Source organism: Lacihabitans lacunae, assembly GCF_042649125.1.
GTDB classification, from domain to species: Bacteria; Bacteroidota; Bacteroidia; order Cytophagales; family Spirosomataceae; genus Leadbetterella; species Leadbetterella lacunae.
The window spans coordinates 940,943-964,309 of record NZ_JBHRYQ010000001.1; the positions used below are offsets into that span (position 1 = coordinate 940,943).

22 protein-coding genes are annotated in these 23,367 nt (G+C 35.8%); 14 read left to right on the forward strand and 8 right to left on the reverse strand.

Features of this window, described 5'->3' with window-relative positions:
* Positions 1-100: 100 nt before the first annotated feature.
* From ACFOOI_RS03950 to ACFOOI_RS03965, 4 genes are all read left to right on the forward strand, one after another.
* On the forward strand, positions 101-3,439 hold the full coding sequence (locus ACFOOI_RS03950; protein WP_379835309.1) for a SusC/RagA family TonB-linked outer membrane protein: 3,339 nt from the start codon (positions 101-103) through the stop codon (positions 3,437-3,439).
* Between the two features lie 18 nt (positions 3,440-3,457).
* The gene (locus ACFOOI_RS03955) at positions 3,458-5,002 is read left to right on the forward strand and encodes a RagB/SusD family nutrient uptake outer membrane protein (RefSeq protein ID WP_379835311.1); all 1,545 of its coding nucleotides are present in this window, start codon (positions 3,458-3,460) and stop codon (positions 5,000-5,002) included.
* A 425-nt stretch (positions 5,003-5,427) separates the two neighbouring features.
* Positions 5,428-6,354, forward strand: coding sequence for a class 1 fructose-bisphosphatase (gene fbp / locus ACFOOI_RS03960; protein WP_379835314.1), 927 nt, complete (start codon positions 5,428-5,430; stop codon positions 6,352-6,354).
* 9 nt (positions 6,355-6,363) lie between these two features.
* Positions 6,364-7,605, forward strand: a complete 1,242-nt coding sequence (locus ACFOOI_RS03965; protein ID WP_379835317.1) for an Nramp family divalent metal transporter — start codon at positions 6,364-6,366, stop codon at positions 7,603-7,605.
* 65 nt (positions 7,606-7,670) lie between these two features.
* Here the strand turns inward: ACFOOI_RS03965 and ACFOOI_RS03970 are convergent, their stop codons facing one another.
* Together ACFOOI_RS03970 and msrB are read right to left on the reverse strand one after the other, a co-directional pair.
* Positions 7,671-8,741 carry a M42 family metallopeptidase gene (locus tag ACFOOI_RS03970; protein WP_379835320.1) on the reverse strand — a complete coding sequence of 357 codons (1,071 nt, stop codon included), beginning with the start codon at positions 8,739-8,741 and terminating at the stop codon, positions 7,671-7,673.
* A gap of 130 nt (positions 8,742-8,871) precedes the next feature.
* Positions 8,872-9,357, reverse strand: a complete 486-nt coding sequence (msrB, locus tag ACFOOI_RS03975) for a peptide-methionine (R)-S-oxide reductase MsrB (protein ID WP_379835322.1) — start codon at positions 9,355-9,357, stop codon at positions 8,872-8,874.
* Between the two features lie 185 nt (positions 9,358-9,542).
* Between msrB and sufC the strand changes: the two genes are divergently transcribed.
* From sufC to ACFOOI_RS04005, 6 genes are all read left to right on the forward strand, one after another.
* Positions 9,543-10,313 carry a Fe-S cluster assembly ATPase SufC gene (sufC, locus tag ACFOOI_RS03980; protein ID WP_379835325.1) on the forward strand — a complete coding sequence of 257 codons (771 nt, stop codon included), beginning with the start codon at positions 9,543-9,545 and terminating at the stop codon, positions 10,311-10,313.
* A gap of 58 nt (positions 10,314-10,371) precedes the next feature.
* A complete protein-coding gene (gene sufD, locus ACFOOI_RS03985) occupies positions 10,372-11,667 on the forward strand; it encodes a Fe-S cluster assembly protein SufD (protein ID WP_379835328.1) in 1,296 nt (431 codons plus the stop codon).
* Positions 11,668-11,709: 42 nt separating this feature from the next.
* Positions 11,710-12,933 carry a SufS family cysteine desulfurase gene (locus tag ACFOOI_RS03990; protein ID WP_379835330.1) on the forward strand — a complete coding sequence of 408 codons (1,224 nt, stop codon included), beginning with the start codon at positions 11,710-11,712 and terminating at the stop codon, positions 12,931-12,933.
* A 33-nt stretch (positions 12,934-12,966) separates the two neighbouring features.
* Complete coding sequence (locus ACFOOI_RS03995) at positions 12,967-13,395, forward strand: SufE family protein (protein ID WP_379835332.1); 429 nt, start codon at positions 12,967-12,969, stop codon at positions 13,393-13,395.
* Positions 13,396-13,447: 52 nt separating this feature from the next.
* A complete protein-coding gene (locus tag ACFOOI_RS04000; protein WP_379835334.1) occupies positions 13,448-13,759 on the forward strand; it encodes an iron-sulfur cluster assembly protein in 312 nt (103 codons plus the stop codon).
* Positions 13,760-13,852: 93 nt separating this feature from the next.
* Positions 13,853-14,275: a BrxA/BrxB family bacilliredoxin gene (locus ACFOOI_RS04005; protein ID WP_379835337.1), complete on the forward strand. Its 423-nt coding sequence runs from the start codon at positions 13,853-13,855 to the stop codon at positions 14,273-14,275.
* Positions 14,276-14,330: 55 nt separating this feature from the next.
* Here the strand turns inward: ACFOOI_RS04005 and hemW are convergent, their stop codons facing one another.
* From hemW to ACFOOI_RS04020, 3 genes are read right to left on the reverse strand one after another with little or no spacing between them, the layout of a single operon-like run.
* Positions 14,331-15,464, reverse strand: coding sequence for a radical SAM family heme chaperone HemW (hemW, locus tag ACFOOI_RS04010; protein ID WP_379835340.1), 1,134 nt, complete (start codon positions 15,462-15,464; stop codon positions 14,331-14,333).
* A complete protein-coding gene (locus tag ACFOOI_RS04015; RefSeq protein ID WP_379835342.1) occupies positions 15,464-16,237 on the reverse strand; it encodes a class I SAM-dependent methyltransferase in 774 nt (257 codons plus the stop codon). Before ACFOOI_RS04015 ends, hemW begins: the two co-directional genes overlap by 1 nt.
* 4 nt (positions 16,238-16,241) lie before the next feature.
* Positions 16,242-17,447 (reverse strand): leucine-rich repeat domain-containing protein, encoded by a 1,206-nt coding sequence (locus tag ACFOOI_RS04020; protein WP_379835345.1) that lies wholly within the window; start codon positions 17,445-17,447, stop codon positions 16,242-16,244.
* A gap of 100 nt (positions 17,448-17,547) precedes the next feature.
* On the opposite strand from ACFOOI_RS04020, the gene queG reads away from it, so the two are divergent.
* Positions 17,548-18,477, forward strand: a complete 930-nt coding sequence (gene queG, locus ACFOOI_RS04025; protein ID WP_379835347.1) for a tRNA epoxyqueuosine(34) reductase QueG — start codon at positions 17,548-17,550, stop codon at positions 18,475-18,477.
* A 1-nt stretch (position 18,478) separates the two neighbouring features.
* On the opposite strand, the gene ACFOOI_RS04030 is transcribed toward queG, so the two are convergent.
* Positions 18,479-19,489 carry a tetratricopeptide repeat protein gene (locus ACFOOI_RS04030; protein WP_379835349.1) on the reverse strand — a complete coding sequence of 337 codons (1,011 nt, stop codon included), beginning with the start codon at positions 19,487-19,489 and terminating at the stop codon, positions 18,479-18,481.
* 18 nt (positions 19,490-19,507) lie between these two features.
* Here ACFOOI_RS04030 and ACFOOI_RS04035 point away from each other — a divergent pair, with 18 nt between their 5' ends.
* Together ACFOOI_RS04035 and lepB are read left to right on the forward strand one after the other, a co-directional pair.
* On the forward strand, positions 19,508-19,750 hold the full coding sequence (locus tag ACFOOI_RS04035; RefSeq protein WP_379835352.1) for a hypothetical protein: 243 nt from the start codon (positions 19,508-19,510) through the stop codon (positions 19,748-19,750).
* 81 nt (positions 19,751-19,831) lie between these two features.
* The gene (gene lepB / locus ACFOOI_RS04040; protein ID WP_379835354.1) at positions 19,832-20,959 is read left to right on the forward strand and encodes a signal peptidase I; all 1,128 of its coding nucleotides are present in this window, start codon (positions 19,832-19,834) and stop codon (positions 20,957-20,959) included.
* Between the two features lie 55 nt (positions 20,960-21,014).
* On the opposite strand, the gene ACFOOI_RS04045 is transcribed toward lepB, so the two are convergent.
* Positions 21,015-22,154: a THUMP domain-containing class I SAM-dependent RNA methyltransferase gene (locus ACFOOI_RS04045; protein ID WP_379835356.1), complete on the reverse strand. Its 1,140-nt coding sequence runs from the start codon at positions 22,152-22,154 to the stop codon at positions 21,015-21,017.
* A gap of 27 nt (positions 22,155-22,181) precedes the next feature.
* Complete coding sequence (gene ung, locus ACFOOI_RS04050) at positions 22,182-22,847, reverse strand: uracil-DNA glycosylase (RefSeq protein ID WP_379835359.1); 666 nt, start codon at positions 22,845-22,847, stop codon at positions 22,182-22,184.
* 133 nt (positions 22,848-22,980) lie between these two features.
* On the opposite strand from ung, the gene apaG reads away from it, so the two are divergent.
* On the forward strand, positions 22,981-23,367 hold the full coding sequence (apaG, locus tag ACFOOI_RS04055; protein ID WP_379835362.1) for a Co2+/Mg2+ efflux protein ApaG: 387 nt from the start codon (positions 22,981-22,983) through the stop codon (positions 23,365-23,367).

Here is a 23,367-nt window from a genome sequence, read left to right on the forward strand (position 1 = left end):
TCCTAATTACATAAAAAGGGAAGGTAGGAAAACTATGTTCTTTCAATTTTTTTTTAGACCAAAATGAATTTCAATTTAACAATTAATTAAAATCAATCGTATGTCAATTTTTTTACGAAACAATCTTAAATCGGGTTTATTGGCAGTGCTTCTGCTTATAAACTTACCTAGCCAAGCAAAAGAGCTTGTAGCTGGTGAAAAAGACCGTATTACGTCATCTTTACATGCCTCATCTCCAAAAATGACGCATGAAAAAGTTTTGAAAGAAAATAATAATGAAAAGTCTTCAATAGAAGAAATTATTGTAAAAGGAACCGTGCTAGACCAAGAAAACGGAGAAGGTCTGCCTGGTGTGAGTGTTTTAGTAAAGGGAACTCCACAAGGTGTAATTACAAATAATGCTGGTGAATATACCATTAAAGTGTCGAAAAAAACAGATGTGTTGGTTTTTAGCTATGTAGGGTATAATGCAAAAGAAGTAGTCGTTGGAAACCAATCTGTTATAAATGTTTCTTTAAGTTCAGACAACAAGACCTTAGAAGAAATAGTAGTGGTAGGTTACGGAACCCAAAAGAAAGGAGATATAACGGGAGCTGTGGCACAATATAAAAATGAAAAGTTAGACGAAGCCCCAGTAAGTAGAGTTGATCAAGCATTACAAGGTAAAATAGCCGGTGTGCAAATTCAGAACACTTCGTCTGATGCAGGTTCAGAGCCAAAAATCAGAATAAGAGGAGTGGGATCTGTAAATGCAGGAGCCAACCCATTGGTAGTAGTAGATGGTCATCCGGTGGCAGACGGTTTATCTTTTGTAAACCCAGCTGATGTGGAGTCAGTAGAGGTACTCAAAGATGCCGCTTCAGCAGCTATTTATGGCTCGCGTGGTGCTAGTGGCGTAATATTGGTTACCACTAAAAGTGGAAAAGTAGATAAGACAAAATACAGCTTAAAGTATTCGCAAGGTGTAAAGTCAGCCTATAAAAAATACGATATTCTTACTACCACAGAGTTTGTAGAAAGACTATTTAGCGAAGCTGCCATTAGAGCCAAAGACCCGGCTATTTCGGCTGCTGATTTGGCAATTTCTACTGCAGATAGAGCTGCCTATGTGTTAGAAAATGAAATTATGGGTGGAGCCACCGATTGGCAAAACGAAGCATTAAGAAACGCAAGTTTAAAAAACCTTCAAATGAGTGTTTCGGGAGGGGTCAAAAACCTAAGATATTACGTGTCTGGTGGTTATCAAAATGACCAAGGTATTATGTATCATTCTGAATATGAGAAATTTAACGTACAAACTAAACTTAATGCTACTTTAAGTAAAAGAGTAAAACTTTCTTTAAATATTAGTCCATCTTTTATTAAAAGAGAAAGACCAGGTATAGAATTTAATGATTTTGTACGTTGGAGAACTTTCCAGCCTGTTTATTTAAACGAAACTACAGCAGCTTACATCAGAGAAAATCCGTTATATGCTGACGTAAAAGCTGGCGATTATTCTCAGGCAAGGTTTTTTGCAAACCGAAAATACTCGGGTACTATGCCTGACGGAACATTATGGACTACAGGTACAAGTACAGCCAATCCATTTTCAACAAGTAATCAGCAACCTAAGTCGGTTTTAGAGTCGAGAAATTATGCAACCAATGATTATAGGGTTTTATCTTCGGGCGATATTACCATTAATATCCTTCCGGGTCTAGATTTTAAAACATTGGGAAGTGCATATATGAATAGCACAAACGGGTTAGATTTTACGAAAAGAAACTCAGCAAGAGCGGGTGATGTAAACAAAGGTCTATATACGAATAATTTGTTTTTAGATTTATTAAATGAAAATACCCTAAACTACCAAAAGCAAATTGGCCATCATTCCATAGGTGCTTTGGCAGGTTTTACTGCTCAACAAACAAGAGTCTCAGTTTCTAAAATTACAGGGCTAGATTACCCAAGTGACGAAATCACAACGTTAAACACCGCTCTATCAATTGATATCAACAACTCATTTACCACAAAAAACCAAATAGGCTTACTTTCGTACTTGGGAAGAGTTAATTACGGATATATGAATAAATACTTAGTGGCAGCAAGCTTCCGTGCTGATGGTAGTTCATATTTTGCACCAGGTAACAAGTGGGGTTATTTTCCTTCTGTATCCGTTGGTTGGGTAGTATCAGAAGAAAACTTCTTGAAAGATGCAAGTTGGGTTTCAAACTTAAAATTCAGAGGAAGTTATGGAGTTACGGGTAATAACCGAATCGTTGATTTTGCTTTTGTGGATTTGCTATACAATGCAAATTATGTAACAGGAGCAGGAAATGGAACCATCATCTCGGGTCAAGTACCATCAAATACCATTCTTTCAAACCCAAATATTACGTGGGAGCGTACTTTTCAGTATAATGGAGGTTTAGATTTATCGGTTTTGAAAAACAAAATTTCATTATCGTTAGATGTTTATAAGTCTAATACGGACCAATTGTTATTGAGACAAGCCGCTATGGGCTTTACCGGTGTGCCCCAAACTTGGAATAACATTGGTAGTCTACAAAACAAAGGTATTGAGCTTGAAATAAGTACAAACAACTTCAAAACCAAAGATTTTGAGTGGAAAACTTCTGCTAATATTTCACATAATGAAAACAAAATACTTGAACTAGGATCTGAGTCTCAGCTACTAAATCAAGGCGAGCGTACAGAACTTTACTTAAATAAAGTGGGAGCTCCGTTGGTTCAATTTTACGGATACAAAACAGATGGTGTTTGGATTTCGAAAGAACAAATTGCGGAATCTAAATTAAAAAGTTCATTGTCAAATGTATTTGTACCAGGTGGTCTGAAAATAGTAGATATTAACAATGACGGCATTATTGATATCAACGATAGAACAGTAATAGGAAACCCATATCCTGATTTTATTTGGGGATTAACCAATAGTTTTAAATTCAAAGGTTTTGACCTGAGCTTAATGTGGCAGGGATCTCAAGGTGGGCAGTTAATTAATGGTGATCCTAACTACAACGAGATCAAAAGAGGAGTAGCTGCATTTAATACAACCGACAAATGGCTAAGTCCACTAAATCCAGGTGATGGAAAAACTCCATATTATACCAACGGATTTAACTGGATGCTAACCGACTATGTAGTTGAAGATGCTTCATATCAGGCTCTTAGGGAAATAATAATGGGCTATACGCTACCAAAGTCCTTAATCAGCAAATTAAAATTAGGTTCGGTAAGGGTATATGCTACTGCACAGAATCTATTATTCTTAACAGCTAAAAGCTACAGAGGCTTAAATCCTGAGGCAGTTTATGACAACACAAACGGGGCTTCAAATACCGTGAGTGTTTACAACACGCCTTTGATAGACGGCTACCAAAGAGGAGCGTACCCAATAAATAGATCGTTCAGATTTGGAGTTGATTTGAATTTTTAACATTAAAGAAATTTTAAAATGAAATACGCAAAATATATACTCATAACGTGTTGCCTAAGCTTTACTGCTTGTAACGACGTCATTGATCTTTACCCCCAATCAAACTTAAACACGGGTACCTATTACTCTACTTTGGATGAAATAAAAACAGGACTTATGGGCTGCTACAATGGACTTCAGGCACCTATGGTAAACGAATGGCAACTAACCGAACTTCGGTCTGACAACTCAAAAATGGGCGTGCCTGCAAGTTCAAGTTCAACGAACAGAGACTTAAGTGACTTAGACATGTTTATTCCAGCTACCATACATAACGCCATGTATTCGTATTGGATCAGCACATACCTAAATATCCGTAATGCAAATATTATCATCGATAGACTTGGTGCTAATTATGACCCTGCAACAGGTTCCATTACTTTGTCTGATATAAACATACCTATGTCAGATGCTGATCGCAAGCAATTAATAGGTGAGGCTCTATTTATCAGAGGGTATCATTACTTAAACCTTGTACGTCTATTTGGAGGGGTTTTCTTGGTCCACGAGCCACTTTCAGCAGACAAAGCCAAAACCATAAACAGGTCGACAGTAGCAGAAACCTACAAACTTATAGAAAACGATTTAAAAACAGCTTCTGCGTATTTGAGTGCCTCAAAATTTGGAGCTATAGCGTCTACAAGTATAGGAAAAGCAAACCAATGGTCAGCTAAAGCACTTCTTGGGAAAATGTATTTAACACAAAATAAAAAAACAGAGGCAGCTGCTCAACTTCAGGACGTGGTGACCAATAGTGGGTATTCATTACAAAAGAAATACAGCGATGTTTTTTCTACAACCAATGAAATGAACTCCGAGATTTTGTTTACTATTCGTTACAAAGCAGGTGGTTTGGGCTTGGGGTCAGGTTTTGCAAATAACTTTGCAGCACTAAATAGTGGCTCTACTATCTTAAACGGTTCCGGTTCAGGAAACAACACTCCTACCACCGAATTGATTTCGCTTTATACAGACAAAGACACTAGGAAAGCGACAAACATTGCAGTTTTTGGTACAGGTACCGCAGCCGTTTACTATGTTCCAAAATACCTAAGTCCTGTTGTTTTATCTTTTGATGCCGAAAATGATTGGCCAATTATCAGATTCGCAGATGTATTGCTGATGTTAGCCGAAGCACAAGGATTCAAGGCTGAAAGTATTGCCTTAATAAATCAAGTAAGAGTTAGAGCGGGCTTGGCGGCATTAACAGAAACCGTAAACTCAGTAGAAACTTTTGAAAAAGCATTGGCAGACGAAAGAAGGCTTGAGTTCGCATTCGAAAACCATCGGTTCTTTGACTTAGTTAGGTATAACACTACCATGAACACTATCAAAGCAGAACAAACATTAAAGAATCATTTTGCACTGGAGTACACTTCGCATTATGCTCAATATACAGCTCCGGTTCCAACCTTGGTACAACTTCAGGGATATGTAACTACAGATAAGTTATTGTTACCAATACCCCAACGCGAGATTGACACCAACCCGTCATTGAATATTCAGCAAAACCCTGGATATTAATATTTGGGGATTTAGAACCTAGGAGGTCTTACTGAAAAAAGCTTCCTAGGTTTTATTTTTTATATTCTATTTTTTTTAGAAAAAGTAAAAATAATATTCCGAACTGATATAAATAGTGATAACTTAATTAAATAATATATTAAAAATATTTAAAAATACACAAAAAGTAAAAATTGTACTTTTCGAATATTTAACAAAAGGATATTAGATTTTTGAAATAATTAATAAAAATTAGAATAATTATATTTTGAGTAAAAAGAAAAATTTTATAACTAGTTATATACTAATGAAATATTAGTAAAAATAATTTATTCAAAATTAAATAAAACACTATACGTTATGAATTTAAAGCACCAAACCCTAGGCGAATTTATAATAGAAAACCAAGATGCGTTTTCTTATTCATCGGGGAATTATCAAAACTTTTGAACGGAATAGGCCTAGCCACCAAAATAGTTAACCACGAAGTTAACAAAGCGGGTTTAGTAGACTTAATTGGTGAAGTTGGCGAAATAAATGTACAAGGAGAAGCCCAGCAAAAATTGGACTTAATGGCGAATCACACATTTATAGAAACACTTTCAAAAAGAGAAATTGTCTGTGGAATAGCTTCGGAAGAAGAAGATAGTTTCATAAGTATCAATAGTTTTGATATGCAAAACAAAAACAAATATGTGCTTTTAATAGACCCTTTAGATGGCTCAAGTAACATAGATGTCAATGTGTCGGTAGGTACCATATTTTCAATTTATAGAAGAGTGACACCAATTGGTTCACCTGTAACCATAGAAGATTTTCTGCAAAAGGGTCGAAATCAAGTAGCAGCTGGCTATATAATATATGGAAGCTCCACAATGCTTGTTTTCACTACTGGTAAAGGGGTAAATGGCTTTACGCTAAATCAAGCATTGGGCACATTTTATCTTTCGCATCCGAATATAAAACAACCCGAAGACGGTGCCATGTATTCTATAAATGAAGGCAACGCCGATTTTTTCACCACCGGATTAAATAACTATCTGAGATACTGCAAAGCAGGCGATGACGACAAAATGCCATACAAAGCCAGATACGTTGGTTCTTTAGTGGCAGATTTTCACCGAAATCTTCTAAAAGGTGGAATTTATTTGTATCCAAAGTCTGCTTTTGACCGCCAAGGAAAACTACGATTATTATACGAATGTAACCCAATAGCCTTTATAGCCGAGCAAGCAGGTGGTGGAGAAAGCGACGGTAAAGGATCGGTATTGGATATAGAACCCACAGAACTACATCAACGTGTTCCATTTTTTACGGGAAGCAAAAACATGGTAAAAAAACTAGAAAGTTTCTTAAAAATCGATGATAATTAAAAAATAGGTATGATAAAGACCTTAAAGAAAATATTAACTGCAATAGGCCCAGGCATAATGGCCATTGGCTTCACTATCGGTACAGGCAGCGTTACGTCAATGATTGTGGCAGGAAGTCGATTCGGAATGCAGCTACTCTGGGTTTTAATACTGAGCTGTTTGTTTTCTTGGGTACTCATGAATGCCTACGGACGTTTTTCTTTGGTGAGCAATCAAACGGCCTTGAGCGGTATACGTAAAAACATAAAATACGGAAATTGGATAGCTATTTTCATTATCGTTGGTATTTCGTTTGGGCAAATAAATTCCTTAATAGGAATTTTAGGCATAGTTTCTAACTCCATTTTTGAGCTCAGCTCCTTATATGTCCCTGAACTTTCCAGGTCGTCATATTCCTTTATTTTAAGTACCTCAATCCTAATTTTACTTATTTTTTATTATTTACTTTGGAAAGGCTCATACACACTTTTCGAAAAAGTTTTGGTGGTATTTGTCGTACTGATGGGACTTTCGTTTTTGGGCTCATTATTTGTATTGCACCCATCTTTATCAGAAGTCTCACGTGGGTTTATACTCACTATTCCGCAGGTAAATGAGGGCAACACCTTGGTTGTAGCTTTTGTAGGCACCACTATGGCTGCGGCTACTTTTATTTCGAGGCCGTTATTTTTAAAAGGAAAGGGATGGAACAGTTCAAACCTAAAAGAACAAGAAAATGACGCAATGTGGTCAGCGTTATTGATTTTGATAATCAGCAGTTCCATAATGGCAGTAGCCACAGCGGCCCTTTATAGCCAAGGCAAAGTGGTAGAAAAAGTACTAGATATGATTTATACCCTTGAGCCAATCGCAGGAAGAATGGCCGTAATCATATTTTTCTTAGGTACCCTTTCCGCAGGCCTCTCTTCTATATTCCCAATACTAATGATAACCCCATTGATGATTTCAGATTTCCAAAATGGAGAAATGGATACAAACTCTAAGCAGTTTAAAATAATAACTGGAATTATCTGCGTAATCGGACTTTACGCACCTTTGGTAGGGGCAAACCCTATCAAAATTCAAATACTTTCGCAAGTATTTAATGTTTTTGTATTGCCATTGGTCATTTTAGCTATCATTATCATGGTGAATAAAAAGAGTATTATGGGCGAAAACAAAGCCGGTCTGCTTTTAAACATTGGTCTTTTTGCGGCAGGATTCTTTTCAATTTTAATCACCATCAACGGCTTAAAAGTTCTATTCTTTTAAACAAAAAAAAAGTATAGACTAACCGCGGTTAATCTATACTTTCAAAGCCTTTCTATTTTAGATTTTTATTTGATATATCTAAAATCCGTACCAGCTTTAAGATTTGTTAAAAATGCATAATAAAGTTCAATACAAGCGTTAATATCATCTTTGTGGCACATTTCTACGGTAGTGTGCATATATTTTTGAGGCAATGAAATTAAAGCCGAAGCCACACCTTCTGCCGAATAAGCAAATGAATCTGTGTCTGTACCTGTAGACCTCGTAGCAGCTGCCCTTTGGAAAGGGATTTTGTGCTCCTCAGCCAAGTCCATTATCATATTTAATAGATTATTTTGCACAGCCGGACCATACGTCAGCGATGGACCTTTACCACATGCAATATCCCCGTCTTTCACCTTGTTATACATTGGAGACTGCGTATCATGGGTAACATCTACTACCACGGCCACATCTGGTTTAAGTCTTCTAGATATCATTTCTGAACCTCTAAGACCAATCTCTTCTTGAACCGCATTTACCACATAAAGTGTAAAAGGAAGCTCTACTTTATTTTCTTTAAGCTTACGTGCTACTTCAGCGATTATATAGCCACCCATGCGGTTATCAAGTGCTCTACCGACATAAAACTTCTCGTTTAGCTCCATCAGGCCATCTTCAAAAGTAGCCACAGTACCTACATGAATACCCATTTCTTCTACTTCTGCTTTAGAAGCCGCACCTACATCTATAAATATATTTTTTAGCGTTGGTGTTTCTTCTTTGGCATTGTCTCTAACGTGAATCGCTGGCCAACCGAATATACCTTTTACAATACCTTTCTTTCTGGTATGTAAATTTACTCGCATAGATGGGGCTATCTGATGATCAGAACCACCGTTTCTGCGAACATAGATATAGCCACTGTCTGTAATATAATTTACAAACCAACTGATTTCGTCAGAATGGGCCTCTATAACTACTTTGTATTCTTTTCCAGCATTAATAACTCCCACCGCTGTACCGTACACATCAATGATGGTTTCATCGATGTATGGCTTCAAATAATCAAGCCAGATTTGCTGACCAGTTGACTCAAAACCAGTAGGAGAGGCGTTGTTGAGGTATTTATAAAGAAATTCTATGTTTTTATCCATTGGTTTTTTAAAAATTTGATTTGTTACAAAAATACAAATGTGAACGTATGATTACTATAATGAGGGTCATATTATCAAAAAAAACTCGGCTTTATGAATAAAACCGAGTTTTAATCAAAACTTAAAAACATTATTTTTTCGCCACGAACTTAAGCGAAGCCGAATTTAGGCAGTATCTCAAACCCGTGGGCTTAGGGCCATCGTTAAAAACATGCCCCAGATGCGAGTCACATCTTCGGCATCTTACTTCGTCTCGCACCATACCGTAGCTTTTATCCGTACCAACTTCTACATTACATGCCTCCAAGGGTTTCCAAAAACTTGGCCACCCTGTTCCAGACTCAAACTTGGTTTCTGAGCCAAACAAAGGCAAACCACAGCCAATACACACATACGTACCTTTTTCATGATTATCCCAGTAAATACCTGTAAATGCCCTTTCTGTACCAGATTTTCGAGCTACATCGTATTGTTCAGCTGTTAACTGACTTCTCCATTCTTTATCGGACTTCGTAATTTTGGAAATATTACAGTCTACTTCTTTCGTTTTTTTGTTTTGTGCTTGGCAACTAACAATCATAACTAGGCCAAAACATATCGCAAGGTATTTTTTCATATTATTTTAAAATTTATCTAACAGTATAACTACCTAAACTACGAAATTGATATTAAAATAGTTTTATACGTAAAAAAAACTGAAGGATTGGAACAAGAAAAGCTTATTTAGAGTTATTAAAAATAAACTATACATTCATAGATAAACCATTATCTTTGCAATAAAATTGATACAAGAAAATTATTATGCTGAAAATCAGTAATTTACAAGCAAGAGTAGAAAGTAAAGAGATTCTAAGAGGAATAAATCTAGAAATTAAGCCAGGCGAAGTACATGCTATAATGGGTCCAAACGGCTCAGGTAAGAGTACTTTAGCTTCAGTTTTGGCTGGTAGAGAAGATTATGAAGTTACCGGAGGAACGGTTGAATTTTTAGGAAAAGACTTATTAGAACTTGCTCCTGAAGAGCGTGCAGCTGAAGGAATATTTTTAGCTTTCCAATATCCAGTAGAAATTCCAGGAGTTACTACCATTAACTTCTTAAAGACTGCATTAAATCAAATCAGAAAATATCATGGTCAAGATCCGCTAGATGCTGCTCAGTTTTTGAAAAAAATGAAAGAGAAAGCGAAGTCGGTTAAAATTGACGACCAACTACTTAGAAGATCACTTAACGAAGGTTTTTCGGGTGGAGAAAAAAAGAGAAACGAAATATTCCAAATGGCCATGCTAGAGCCGAAACTTGGTATATTAGATGAAACAGATTCAGGATTAGACATTGACGCACTTAAAATAGTTGCCGATGGTGTTAACCAACTGAAAGGAACCGACCGTTCGTTTATTGTAGTTACTCACTACCAAAGATTATTAGATTATATCGTACCTGATTTTGTTCACGTGCTTTACAAAGGAAAAATCGTTAAATCTGGCACTAAGGAACTTGCTTTAGAACTAGAGGAAAAAGGATACGATTGGATAAAAGAAGAAGCTGACGCTTTAGAAGCTTCATTAAGTTAATTTTTTAGTTAAAGATTAGTTTAAAATCATTTTCTAAAAACTATTTATTAAAGTAAAAATGTCAGTACTAAATATACAAGACCAATTGCTTCAAAATTTTGAAAAACAAACAAAATTTGAAAACAATGCATTTGGCGAAACAAGAAAAAATGCTGCAGAAGCATTTTCAAAGTTGGGAGTACCTACTGTTAAAAACGAAGATTGGAAGTATTCTAATTTAAAAGGACTTTCGAAAAGAGCATATTCATTTGAATCAAAATCTGATTTAAATGTAAAGGACTTAGCAGAACTTCCTTTTGATTTTTTAAAAGGAATAAAACTAACATTTGTTAACGGAATATTTTCAGAAGAGCTTTCCGACATCAATTTTGGTGAATCAAAATTAGAGGTTTCAAATTTAGCAAAATTAAAATCAGAAGGTTCTGAGTTACTCAATGAGCACTTTGGTAAATATTTAGACCAAAAAAACGAAGGCTTATCTGCTTTAAATACAGCTTTTGCTAACGATGGAATGGTAGTGAACATACCAAAAAACACTACGTTAGACAGACCTGTAATTTTAAATTATATATCAGACGCTAGAAAAGAAAATGTCGGCTCTCTAGCTCACAACCTGATTGTGGTAGGCGAAAACTCAGAAGCAAAGTTTGTTGAGATTTTCAGCACAATAGGAGAAGAATCAGCGTTTGGCAACATTACCACCGAAATAGTGGTGAATGAGTCTGCAAGGGTAGATTACTACAAAATTCAGAATGAAAATGATGCATCTTATCATGTAGGAACTACGCAAGTTCAACAAAAAACTAAAAGTTATTTTTATTCTGCAACAGTTACCCTAAATGGTGGGTTTGTAAGAAATAATTTGAACTTAGTTTTAGACGGACAGCACATCGACAATCACATGTATGGTCTTTATATTCCTAATGGAAACCAACATGTAGATAATCATACAATAGTAGATCACCAATTGCCAAATTGCCAAAGCAATGAGCTTTACAAAGGTGTTTTGATGGGAAAATCTACAGGAGTTTTTAACGGCAAAATCTTTGTAAGAGAAGATGCCCAAAAAACAAACGCGTACCAAAACTGTAGAAACGTAATTGTTTCTGACGACGCTACAATGAACTCAAAGCCACAGTTAGAAATCTGGGCGGATGATGTCAAATGTTCGCACGGTACCACTACAGGGAAATTAAACGATGAGGCCATATTTTATATGCAGTCACGAGGAATTCCGAAAGTAGAAGCAGTAAAATTACAATTGATAGCTTTTGCTGAAGATGTTGTTTCTCAGATTAAAATCGAGGGGATAAGAGAGAAGTTGGAAGAGTTAATTCATGAAAAACTGAGTTAATTCACGTAGGATTTTCACCTGAATTAAACAAATTTCATAGTCATGTCAAAACTAAATATTCAAAAAATTAGGACAGACTTTCCGATTTTAGATCAGAAAGTTAACGGTAAGAGTTTAGTATACTTTGACAATGCTGCTACAACTCAAAAGCCACAAGTAGTTATAGATGCTATTTCGGAGTATTATACGGGATACAATGCAAATATTCACAGAGGAATCCACTATTTAGCCGAGAAAGCCACTACGGCATTTGAAGCTACTAGAACTACTGTACAAAAGTTTATAAATGCTGATTCAAAAGAAGAGGTGATTTTTACTTATGGTACTACTGACAGTATTAACTTAGTTTCTCAGACATACGGAATGAAGTTTTTGGGTAAAGGAGATGAAATCCTCATCAGTACCCTCGAGCACCATTCTAATATTGTGCCTTGGCAAATGCTTTGCGAAGCCCGTGGATGTATTTTAAAAATCATTCCGATTAATGATCAAGGTGAAATAATTTTCGAAGAATATCTAAAGCTTCTAACTGATAAAACCCGATTTGTGTCTGTAGTGCATGTTTCTAACGCACTTGGAACCATAAATCCGGTGAAACAAATAATTGAAAAAGCCCATGAATTTGGAGCCGTAGTTTTGATTGACGGTGCTCAAGCAGTTACGCACATCGAAATTGACGTTCAAGATTTAAATGCAGACTTTTATGCGTTTTCGGCCCATAAATTATTTGGACCAACGGGTATGGGAGTTTTGTATGGCAAAAAAGACTTGTTAAATGCCATGCCTCCATACAGAGGCGGTGGTGAAATGATTAAAGAAGTCACTTTCGAAAAAACAACTTATAATGAATTGCCGTATAAGTTTGAAGCGGGAACTCCCAATATAGCAGACGTTATTGCAGTTAAAAATGCAATCGACTACATTAATGCCATAGGAAAAGATAGCATAGCAGCTTATGAAGATGAACTTTTAAAATACGCTACAGAGAAGCTTTCGGCTATAGAAGGTCTTACTATTATTGGTACTGCCAAAGAGAAAGTAAGTGTAATATCCTTTATTTTGGAAGGAATTCACCCGCAAGACGTAGGTATTATTTTAGACCAACAAGGAATCGCCATCAGAACCGGTCACCACTGTACGCAGCCACTTATGCAAAGACTTGGCTTAGTAGGAACATGTAGAGCCTCGTTTTCGGTATACAACACTTTTGGAGAGATAGATTTATTGGTGGAAGGAATTAATAAAGTAAAACGAATGCTTTCGTAAAAAACTATTAATTAACTTATAAAAACGAACATTTTGAGTTCAGAAATAAATAAAATACAAGACGAAATCATTGAAGACTTTGAGCTTTTTGATGATTGGGAGGGCAAATACGAATACATCATTGACCTTGGTAAGAAGTTACCCGGCTTGTCTGATGAATTTAAAACCGAAGAAAATATAATAAAAGGTTGTCAGTCTGTAGTATGGCTTCATGCCTATTACAAAGACGGCAAATTGTATTTCGAAGGCGATAGTCAGGCAATTATTGTAAAAGGATTGGTTGGTATGTTATTAAAAGTACTTTCGGGACATACACCAAAAGAAGTGCTTGAAGCGGATCTATATTTTATTGATAGAGTAGGCTTAACTTCTCATTTAGCTCAGACGAGATCAAATGGTCTGGCTTCTATGGTTAAGCAAATGAAAACGTACGCTTTGGGATACCAAAGTTTAGAAAAGTAAAAGAAACTAAAACCAAACGCTTAATGTTTTTGGTTAGTAAATAGAAATAATAATGACAGACGATCAATTAAAAGAACAAGTAATAGAGGCTATCAAAAAGGTTTATGATCCTGAGATACCTGTAGATGTATTTGAGTTAGGTTTGATATATGACATTAAGATATTTCCTGTTCATAATGTATATGTTTCTATGACCTTAACTTCGCCTTCATGTCCTTCGGCTGAAAGTATTCCGGTAGAAATAGAAGAGAAAATAAGAGAAATACCTGAAGTGAATGATGTAAGCATAGAGCTAACTTTTGATCCGCCTTACTCTACAGAAATGATGAGTGAAGTAGCAAAGTTAGAACTAGGTTTCATGTAAGAAATAACAAATGGCCAATTTGACTCCATTGGCTTTTTGAACAATATTAATTTATTCCCCTTGGAGTCGGGGAGATTTTATTTAGAAAAAATTATGTATCCTCCTCATTTAGTAGCACCAATGAAAGCAGACCTTACAAGTGTAGGCTTTCAAGACCTTGAAACAGCTGACGATGTAGATCAGTTTATGAAAAACCAGAAAGGAACTGCTTTAGTAGTTATAAACTCCGTTTGTGGCTGTGCAGCCGGAACTTGTAGACCAGGTGTTAAGCTTTCACTTCAAATGTCTGAAAACAAGCCAGATGCTTTGAGATCTGTTTTTGCAGGCGTAGATACTGAAGCTACACAACGTATGCGTGAGTACATTCCAGTAGCTCCATCGTCGCCAGCAATAGCCCTTTTCAAAGACGGCGAATTAGTACATTTTGTTGAGAGACACCACATTGAAGGCCGTTCGGCAGATATGATTGCAGGTCACTTGGCAGCAGTTTACGAAGAAGTTTGTGTAGCTGAGTAATCGGTAAATACCAAAATATGTAAAGCGTAGGATATCCAATATCTTACGCTTTTTTTTATTCAAAAAATAAACTTGAAGTTATTCTATCGGAAAATATTCTACCCTTTTCGGTAATCACAATATTTTGAGTCCGCATAGTTACCCAACCATTCATTATGAACTCATTTAATGCCTCATAAAACTCTTTTGGCACCTCACCAGCTATTTCTTTTAATATGCTGATATTAATACCCCAAATGGTTCTTAAACCACACAAGATATAGTCGTTTACTTTGTCAGTAATACTTAAAATCTCTTCTTGAGTGGCAAGATGACCTGCATCTAAAGCTTTTATGTATTTTGCGTTATTGGCAACATTGGCAAATCGCTTTTCTAAGTCGTACGAATGAGCGGATGGGCCAATTCCCAAATAGGCTTTATTTTTCCAATATGAAGTATTGTGAACTGCGTAAGCTCCATTTTTTGCAAAATTTGAAACCTCATATTGCTCATATCCCAATTCTTTTAAAGTTTTAGTTAAAATATTAAATTGCTCTTCAGCATATTCATCTTCAACTTCTTTAAGTTTTCCCTGCTTTTTCCAAGCACCCAACACCGTTTTGTTTTCTATGGTAAGGTTGTACGCCGAAACATGGGGCAGATTATATTTGGCAATAATTTCTAAATCTTGTTTCAGAACTTCGTGGCCTAGTTCTCCATTTTGATCGATAAGCGAATAAATTAAATCTACGCTAATATTAGGCAAACCATCAGCTATGAGCATCTCTAGGGAAGTAATTGCGTCTGCCCGCGTGTGAGCCCTATTCATGAAGTTTAAAGCTGACTCATCAAAGGTTTGGATGCCTAGACTGATTCTGTTTACACCAAAGTGCTTCCAAGTTTTTATGTTTTCTAAAGAAATATCATCCGGATTTGCCTCAAGCGTAATTTCTTCTATTTGGCTTAAATCATAAATTGATTTTATTTTAGAGAAAATCAATTCAAAATCTGCAAATTCTAATAGGGAAGGAGTGCCCCCACCAAAGTAAATGGTCTTCAAACTCTTTTGTTTCAGGAAATCTTTCTGAAGTTCAAGTTCCTTAACCATCGCAGCCACCATCTCAGTTTTGCGACTGGTATTGGTCACAAAGTGGAAATCACAGTAATGGCATGCTTTTTTACAGAAAGGAACATGCAGGTATAAATGCATTATTTGGTAGCCACAAAAAAGTAATCAATACATTTTTCAGGCTCATTGCTCAGGTAATGATCATCCCAGTTAATTTCTGCTGCTAAGCCTTCAGACTGATCCAGTAGTTTGTTTCTGTTCATTCTGTTAAGAAACTCATAGGGAGCTCTGAGCATCCAAGCGGGCAGGTTGTACTGTAGATTAAAAATATCCCAACGCATAATTTTGCGAACAGAAGCCTTGTTTTGTTCGTAATATTCCCAAACTTTATCGTTTCCACCCACACCCTTTGCATCCAGAGTTTTAAAATACTTAAGCATTAAGCTTTTCAATTCCTCCGTTTTATATTCTCTAATGTGCCATGGATTTCTACTTAAAGAATACTCTTTGTTCACTGTTGTGAGCAATATCTTCCCACCTGGCTTAAGTACACGATTTGCCTCTTTCAAAAACATGTGGTCATCTTGAATATGCTCTATAACCTGAAATGTTACAATAAAATCAAAGGTGTTATCCTCAAATTCACTTAAATAAGGTAAGTTGACGGTGTTAAAATAGTGCTTTGGATATTTTTCTTGTAGAGCCTTTATCAGAGGTTCGTTTTTGTCTAAACCTGTAAAGTGATCACATGCATTTATAAGCTTTTCTACGCCACGGCCCCAACCACAACCTAGTTCAAGCACTTTTCCAGAGATAATTTTAGCGGCTTCTTCGTATGGGAAATATAATCTTTGGTGAACCGGATTATCAGATAAAATCTCAGCACTTGTTATTTCCGTGGTCGCGTATTTCATATTTTTAATTACAGTTTGAAATATAATTTGTTTGCAAGTCTTTCACCCAATCGAAATTATCGGTTGCAGTGGTAACATTGGGTACACAAATATTTAAAAGATTCGTATTGTTTTGCGTATTAAGATAAATTAAGCTCGTCAGTGGTTTTACACTTAAAGCCGTTAGTCTGTTATTTGAAACATCAATTGTTTTCAATAACAAATTCGAAGCCAAATTTACGGAGGTTAATTTATTTCCCGATACATTTAGCAATCTAAGTTTTGAATTAGAGGAAGTATTTAAAGTGGACAGTTGACAAGCCTTACATACAAAATCTTCCAAATTGCCCAAAGTTGAGATATTTATTGTAGAATATGGATTTGAACTTAGGTCAAGTGATTCAAGTTGACTTTTGGCACTTATCGAAATATTTGAAAGGCTATTAAAACTTAACCCTATGGCTTTTAGCTTGTTTAAACTATTGATATCCAGAGCCGCCAATTTATTATTATCTGCAACCAAAACCTCCAAATTAACACATTGGGTAATATTTAGTTGGTTTAAAAGATTGTTAAATACATAAAGCTCAACCAAAGATGTGTTTGGAGAAAAATTTAGATTAGTCAATTCATTCTTTCCTAAATTCAGTTTCCGAATTGCTCTATTTTGACCAAAATCAATAGTTTTTAGTTTATTATTAGAAAAATCTGCTTCAATCAAATTAATAAAATACTGCAAACCAGATGAATTTGAAATGTTGTAGCCTGATGCATCTATTTTAGAAGCCGCTTCGGCGTCAGCTTTAATCATTTTTCCATTCAAAATCCCTTCTGTGTCTTGTCCGCCTGTAATTAGTGCTTGCTCAAAACCCGCATCCGGAATCAAAATATACTCTTTTCCCGTAGTAAAAGTAAAATCCATACTTTCGGTGTCGCCCGTAGAGGCTTTTCCAACAAGAGTGCCCGTATAGGTGGTATTAAATGCTAAATTATTAATGGTGAAGGTATTTGCTGTGATGTTAGATGCAAGCTGAGAATTACCTAAAAAAACATCATATCTCACAGTACCTAGTCTGCTATCGTTTACTAAAGGCCAATCTACTCTTACCGAATTTCCGTTATCTAAAACCGTAGTAGTTATTACAAAAGGAGGTATATCTGGGGGAATTTGACACGAAAACATCGCCCAAATTAAAATGCAGGAAATGGCTTTTAAAAAAAAGTGACGCACGTGTTTTATTTTGAAATAGTTAATTTAATGACAAAAATAAGGGATAATTTTGCATTCGAGCAAAAATCAACATATTTGTGTTAGTCTTCAATTTTAGGAAATGAATAAAACAGCAAAAGAAAATCATAAAAACATAGTTAAACTATCTGCTCAGAAGTTTGGCTTTGACTTTTGTGGTATATCCAAAGCTGATTTTTTAGAGGAGGAAGCTCCATTATTAGAGAATTGGCTCAATAAAAATTACAACGGAAAAATGGCCTACATGGCCAATCACTTTGACAAAAGACTCGACCCAAGAAAACTTGTGGAAGGAGCAAAGTCTGTGATCACGGTTATTCTAAATTATTTCCCCGAAGAGCGGTTGCCTGAAGGCGAAAACGATATCAAAATCTCAAAATATGCTTACGGAACAGATTATCATTTTATAATGAAAGAAAAACTGAAAAGTATGTTTGCCGAAATACAAGCTCAAATAGGGGACATCGAAGGTCGAGTTTTTGTAGATTCTGCACCGGTTATGGATAAGGCCTGGGCTAAAAAATCGGGTGCGGGCTGGATGGGAAAAAATACAAATATTATCAATAGAAAAATCGGGAGCTTCTTTTTTATTGGTGAAATAATTTGCGATTTAGAACTTGAACCCGATGGACCAATTAAAGACTATTGCGGCACATGCACGGCATGTATAGACGCATGCCCTACAGATGCAATAACAGGTCCGTATGAAGTAGACGGCAGCAAATGCATCAGTTATTTGACCATAGAGTTAAAAGAAGCAATCCCTGCGGAGTTTAAAGGTAAAATGGGCAATTGGGCTTTCGGTTGTGATATTTGTCAGGACGTGTGCCCGTGGAATTCCTTCGCAAAACCACATAATATTACAGATTTTGAGATAAATCCGGCGTTGCAAAAGCTCGGTGACTGGGAGGAGATTACGGAGGAGATCTTTAACAAAGTTTTAAAGCTTTCGCCCATAAAAAGAACGAAATACGAAGGTATAAAAAGGAATTTTAGCTTTCTTAAGTCTTAACTCAACAACCTGCATTCAATAATTCAGACTTGCCATCTTTGAGCGTTTTGCCTGTTTTTATGTGTTTACAAGCTGAGTTTTTATCCCCGATTTTCAGATATCCTTTACCCAAAAAATAATAAATGTATTCAACGTCTGGATGTGCCTTTTCAAGATTTGTTAAGGTATTAATACCATTTTTAGCATCTCCGTAGCTTATTTCATAAATGCCTCTATTTCTTATGGTGTAAGGATTTTCGGCCGCTATACGCTCCGATTTATCCAAATAGTTTTTTGCAGTTGATTGGGAATTTGTTTCTAAATAACACAGCGTTAGGTTATTCAATATAATGATATCAATCGGATTTACTTTTTCGGCTTTTTTCAAATACTCAATTGCCTCACTGAGCTTATTTTCCTTTTCGTAAATTGTCGCTAAATTATTAAGTGCATAGGCAAAATTAGGGTTAATTTTTAATGCTTTTTCAAATTCAGTTTTTGCCTTTTGGTTTTCATTTTGAAGCGTGTACACATACCCGAGATTAGTGATTGCTTCCACATTTTGTGGGTCAAGTCTTACAGATTCAGTTAGGGCAAACAGACCTTCCGATATTTTATTCATTTTTATCGAATTCTGACCAAAATGATTCATAAAATCGCTCGAATCTTTGTATTTATGTTGAATATCTTTGAAAAGTGCCTCACTTTCGGGTAATTTATTTTGATCCGAAAATAGCTTTGCTAAATTATATTTGGCTTCAATAAAGGTAGCATCTAGGGCAATAGCCTTCTCAAAATCCTCTTTAGCTTCTTTATGTTTTTCTAATTTTAAATAAACCACCCCACGGTTATTGTAAGCATCGGCAAAGTTTCCATCTTTTTCTATAGCTTCCGAAAAGAAGGTTAAGGCTTGGTCTAATTCATTTTTTTTAAAATGATAGTTACCTCTTTTAAAAAATTCAGCAGATTCCTTCTTACTTTTGCAGCCAACAAAACCAAATACCGTAATAAGTATTAAAATATAAACTTTCATAAACAAATAAATATCAACATGAGATTCGTTAAAGAAATAGAAAACGATTATTGTAAAACACAATTATACAGTTTTAACAACAAATATATCATAAAGTTCGAAGCTGGTATGTATGAACAAATCTATAAAGTTTCAGAATTGGAAATTTCTGGAGAAGACGAGATAGACGAAATGCTTGGAGACTCTTTTTATAAAGGAGTTGTGAAAAGATTTCAGGAAATGGAAGAAGAATTTGAGAAAATTATAGATTCTATAGATTAAAACGAACCGTTAGTCCTTTTTTTGGGCTCAATTGATAATTTTAATATATTTTTGCGAAATTAAAATTTAACCCTTCCGTAAATGGCAGAAGAAATAGAAAAAAAGAAAAAACCGAAATCGGCGTTTAGAGAATGGTGGGACTCCGTACTTTTTGCTGTAGTAGCCGCCACACTTATTAGAGGATTATTTTTGGAAGCCTACACAATACCTACTGGCTCCATGGAAAAAAGTTTATTAGTAAACGATTTCCTTTTTGTTTCTAAGGTGCATTATGGTGCTCGTACGCCTAAAACCATTTTGCAAGTTCCTTTAACTCACCAAAAAATTTGGTTTACAGATATCCCTTCATATTTAGAATGGATACAGTTACCAAACTTTAGACTCCCTGGGTTTACAAGTGTGAAAAATGGTGATGTAGTTGTATTTAACTATCCTGGCTGTCCAGAAAGACCTGATCAATATGGAGGTTATGATAAATATCCAGTAGACTTAAGAACAAACTATATCAAAAGATGTATTGGCATAGCAGGAGACGTTATAGAAAGCAAAAACACGGCTATCTATGTAAATAACGTATTGATGCCAAATCCGCCAAATTCTCAAAAATATTATAAAATAGAGACCAATACCAATGTGAATCCAAAGTTGTTTAGCAAACTGGGAATTACAGAAAGAGGTTCTAATACAGACAATGGTAAGTATTATTATGATATTAATGCAACTGAATCAGCCTTGGCTGACCTAAAAACCAATGATTTCGTGACAAACGTATATCCCGACCTAATAGCGAAAGGAGATACGATGACCTATTACAATAGTTTCCCGTATGGTTCGAAGTTGTTTCATAACAACAGAGATAACTTTGGCCCGATTACAGTTCCAAAAAAAGGAATGAAGATTGTTTTGGACGAAAGAAACCTAGCTCTTTACAAATCAGTAATAACTACGTTTGACCTAAACAAAGACGCTGTTTACAAAGACGGAAAGATTTATTTAGATGGCAAGGCGATTACAGAATATACCTTTAACCAAGACTATTACTTCATGATGGGAGATAATCGTTACGAGTCTGATGATTCGAGGTTCTGGGGATTTGTACCAGCTGACCACATCGTAGGTAAAGCAGTGTTTATTTGGATGTCATTAGACGCTGAAGGAAACTTATTCAATAAAATCAGATGGAGCAGATTATTTAGCTTAATCAAATAATCTCAGAACATAGTAGTAAAAAGGCTCGTTGAAAAGTTTTTCAACGAGCCTTTTTTTATTCCTCCATTCTACCTTCAAACATTTTGTACTGCTGAAGTCGAGCGTCAAGACCGCCATTCATAAGGTCTATTTTTTTATCGGCTCGTAATCCCAACACTTTAAGGGCTACGTGGTCAGAGCTTATAATCCAAGCCTCAAAACCCGCATATCGCTGTTTAAGCGTATCGCCTATTCTTTCATAAAAATCTTTGATATTATCCAAGCTCAAACGCTCACCATAAGGAGGGTTCAAGAATAAAAAACCATTTTCAGTACTTGGACTAGATTCGAAGAAATCCTCCTCTTTTACTTGTATGTATTCTTCCACACCTGCATTTGAAGCATTATTTGCAATTATACCAAGGCTTTCGGTAGTAATGTCGCTACAGAAAAACTTACACTCCGGATCCACAATTTGATTTTTCAATTCATCATAAACCCTATCAAACAAACGCTCATTAAAATCAGGCCATCTTTCAAAAGCAAATGACCTGTTGATACCAGGAGGAATATTAGCCGCGATATATGCAGCCTCTATGCTAAACGTGCCCGAACCAGCCATAGGGTCAAGGAACGGGGCTTTTTTATCCCATCCACTTAATAAAATTATTCCGGCTGCCAGAGCCTCGTTTATAGGTGCTTCGTTGGCATTTGTTCTGTATCCTCTACGGTCTAAACTTATACCCGTAGAGTCAAGCGAAACTGATATTTCTTGACGGTTTACGTGAATATTAATTTTTAAATCAGGATTCTTTGTATCTATGCTCGGGCGTTCACCGGTTTTGTTTCTAAATCTATCTACAATCCCATCTTTAGTTTTGAGGGCCACATATTGAGAATGCGTAAAAGTAGTACCCGAAACTATTGCGTCTATGGCAAATGTATTGCGGTTATCCATAAGGTTTTCCCAAGGATATTCGTGAATTTCTCTGTAAAGGTCATGCTCATTTTCGGCAATAAAACTATAAATAGGAACCAACACACGAAGTGCAGTCCTCAACTTAAGATTTGCTTTATACAAAATTTCGTCGGAGCCATTATAACGAACCGCTCTTTTCAAAACTTCTATTTCTTGTCCTCCTAATTCAAAAATTTCATCGGCTAATACTTCCTCTAAACCTTTAAGCGTAGTAGCTACTTGTTCGTAAATTGCCATATTCTAATATTAATAACGATTTTTTTATTACCATGAAATGGGAGTTTTCCCATTTGTGATCAAATATGTGTTGGTTTGAGAAAAGTGTTTGTTTCCAAACCAACCCCCAAAGTTAGCCGATAATGGCGAAGGATGCTTGGCCTTTAACACAAAGTGTTTGTTAGAATCGATTATTTCTCCTTTTTTCTGGGCATAACTGCCCCAAAGTAAAAAAACTACACCCGATTGACTATCGTTTATTTTTTTAATGACGGCATCCGTAAAAGTCTCCCAACCTTTTTTTTGATGTGAAGCTGCTTTTCCGGCCTCTACACTCAACGTGGCATTGAGCAATAAAACGCCTTGTTTTGCCCATCGTTCCAAATTTCCAGAAAACGGAATATCAATCCCTAAATCGGATTTTAACTCCTTAAAAATGTTTGCGAGTGAAGGAGGGAACTTAACACCGTCATTTACCGAAAAACAAAGCCCGTTTGCCTGCCCAGGTCCATGGTAGGGGTCTTGCCCAATAATTACAACTTTCAAATCACCCAACGGGAATTGATTAAAAGCATTAAAAATTAAACTTTTGGGTGGATAACATACTTGGGCACTATATTCGTTATCTATGAAACTTAAAAGCTCTACAAAATAGGGCTTGGTAAATTCTTCAGATAAATATTTTTGCCAAGAAGATTCTATGTTTAAATGCATATAATTAATAAAAAGTGAGCAAAAGTCTTGAAAAAGATAACATTTATCAATTAAAATTGAATTCTTTTAAAAATATTATTTTATTTACGTAACAAATAGTCACGTGCGGTTGTAATAAGTAAAACTAAAGTATATGGTAGCAGCAGTCACCAATGGAATTAAAGTAAGTGTAGTGACCGAATATCAACCATTTTATTCGGATCCTTCTCGATATCACTTTGCTTTTTCGTATCGAATAAAAATAGAAAATAACTCTGACGCCACGGTTCAACTTATGAGACGTAGGTGGGAGATTTTTGATGCCACCTATCACAAATACGAAGTCAAAGGAGACGGAGTAGTAGGAATTCAGCCCGTTATAGAGCCTGGCAAATCGCACGAATATGTTTCGGGGTGTAACTTTAATTCCGTAATTGGTAAAATGGAAGGTGAGTTTTATATGGAAAGACTTATAGATGGAAAACAAATAGAAGTTATAATTCCTAAATTCGTGATGATTGTACCCTATATTCTTAACTAA

Bases quoted from the DNA above. Each gene is read 5' to 3' on its own strand.
- hemW (WP_379835340.1), bottom strand. From the start codon at position 15,464: ATGCATTTATACCTGCATGTTCCTTTCTGTAAAAAAGCATGCCATTAC.
- ACFOOI_RS03965 (WP_379835317.1), top strand. From the start codon at position 6,364: ATGATAAAGACCTTAAAGAAAATATTAACTGCAATAGGCCCAGGCATA.
- ACFOOI_RS03955 (WP_379835311.1), top strand. From the start codon at position 3,458: ATGAAATACGCAAAATATATACTCATAACGTGTTGCCTAAGCTTTACT.
- ACFOOI_RS04030 (WP_379835349.1), bottom strand. From the start codon at position 19,489: ATGAAAGTTTATATTTTAATACTTATTACGGTATTTGGTTTTGTTGGC.
- msrB (WP_379835322.1), bottom strand. From the start codon at position 9,357: ATGAAAAAATACCTTGCGATATGTTTTGGCCTAGTTATGATTGTTAGT.
- ACFOOI_RS04005 (WP_379835337.1), top strand. From the start codon at position 13,853: ATGTATCCTCCTCATTTAGTAGCACCAATGAAAGCAGACCTTACAAGT.
- ACFOOI_RS03950 (WP_379835309.1), top strand. From the start codon at position 101: ATGTCAATTTTTTTACGAAACAATCTTAAATCGGGTTTATTGGCAGTG.
- ACFOOI_RS04035 (WP_379835352.1), top strand. From the start codon at position 19,508: ATGAGATTCGTTAAAGAAATAGAAAACGATTATTGTAAAACACAATTA.
- lepB (WP_379835354.1), top strand. From the start codon at position 19,832: ATGGCAGAAGAAATAGAAAAAAAGAAAAAACCGAAATCGGCGTTTAGA.
- ACFOOI_RS03970 (WP_379835320.1), bottom strand. From the start codon at position 8,741: ATGGATAAAAACATAGAATTTCTTTATAAATACCTCAACAACGCCTCT.
- sufC (WP_379835325.1), top strand. From the start codon at position 9,543: ATGCTGAAAATCAGTAATTTACAAGCAAGAGTAGAAAGTAAAGAGATT.
- ACFOOI_RS04000 (WP_379835334.1), top strand. From the start codon at position 13,448: ATGACAGACGATCAATTAAAAGAACAAGTAATAGAGGCTATCAAAAAG.
- ACFOOI_RS03990 (WP_379835330.1), top strand. From the start codon at position 11,710: ATGTCAAAACTAAATATTCAAAAAATTAGGACAGACTTTCCGATTTTA.
- ACFOOI_RS04045 (WP_379835356.1), bottom strand. From the start codon at position 22,154: ATGGCAATTTACGAACAAGTAGCTACTACGCTTAAAGGTTTAGAGGAA.
- ACFOOI_RS04015 (WP_379835342.1), bottom strand. From the start codon at position 16,237: ATGAAATACGCGACCACGGAAATAACAAGTGCTGAGATTTTATCTGAT.
- sufD (WP_379835328.1), top strand. From the start codon at position 10,372: ATGTCAGTACTAAATATACAAGACCAATTGCTTCAAAATTTTGAAAAA.
- ung (WP_379835359.1), bottom strand. From the start codon at position 22,847: ATGCATTTAAACATAGAATCTTCTTGGCAAAAATATTTATCTGAAGAA.
- apaG (WP_379835362.1), top strand. From the start codon at position 22,981: ATGGTAGCAGCAGTCACCAATGGAATTAAAGTAAGTGTAGTGACCGAA.
- queG (WP_379835347.1), top strand. From the start codon at position 17,548: ATGAATAAAACAGCAAAAGAAAATCATAAAAACATAGTTAAACTATCT.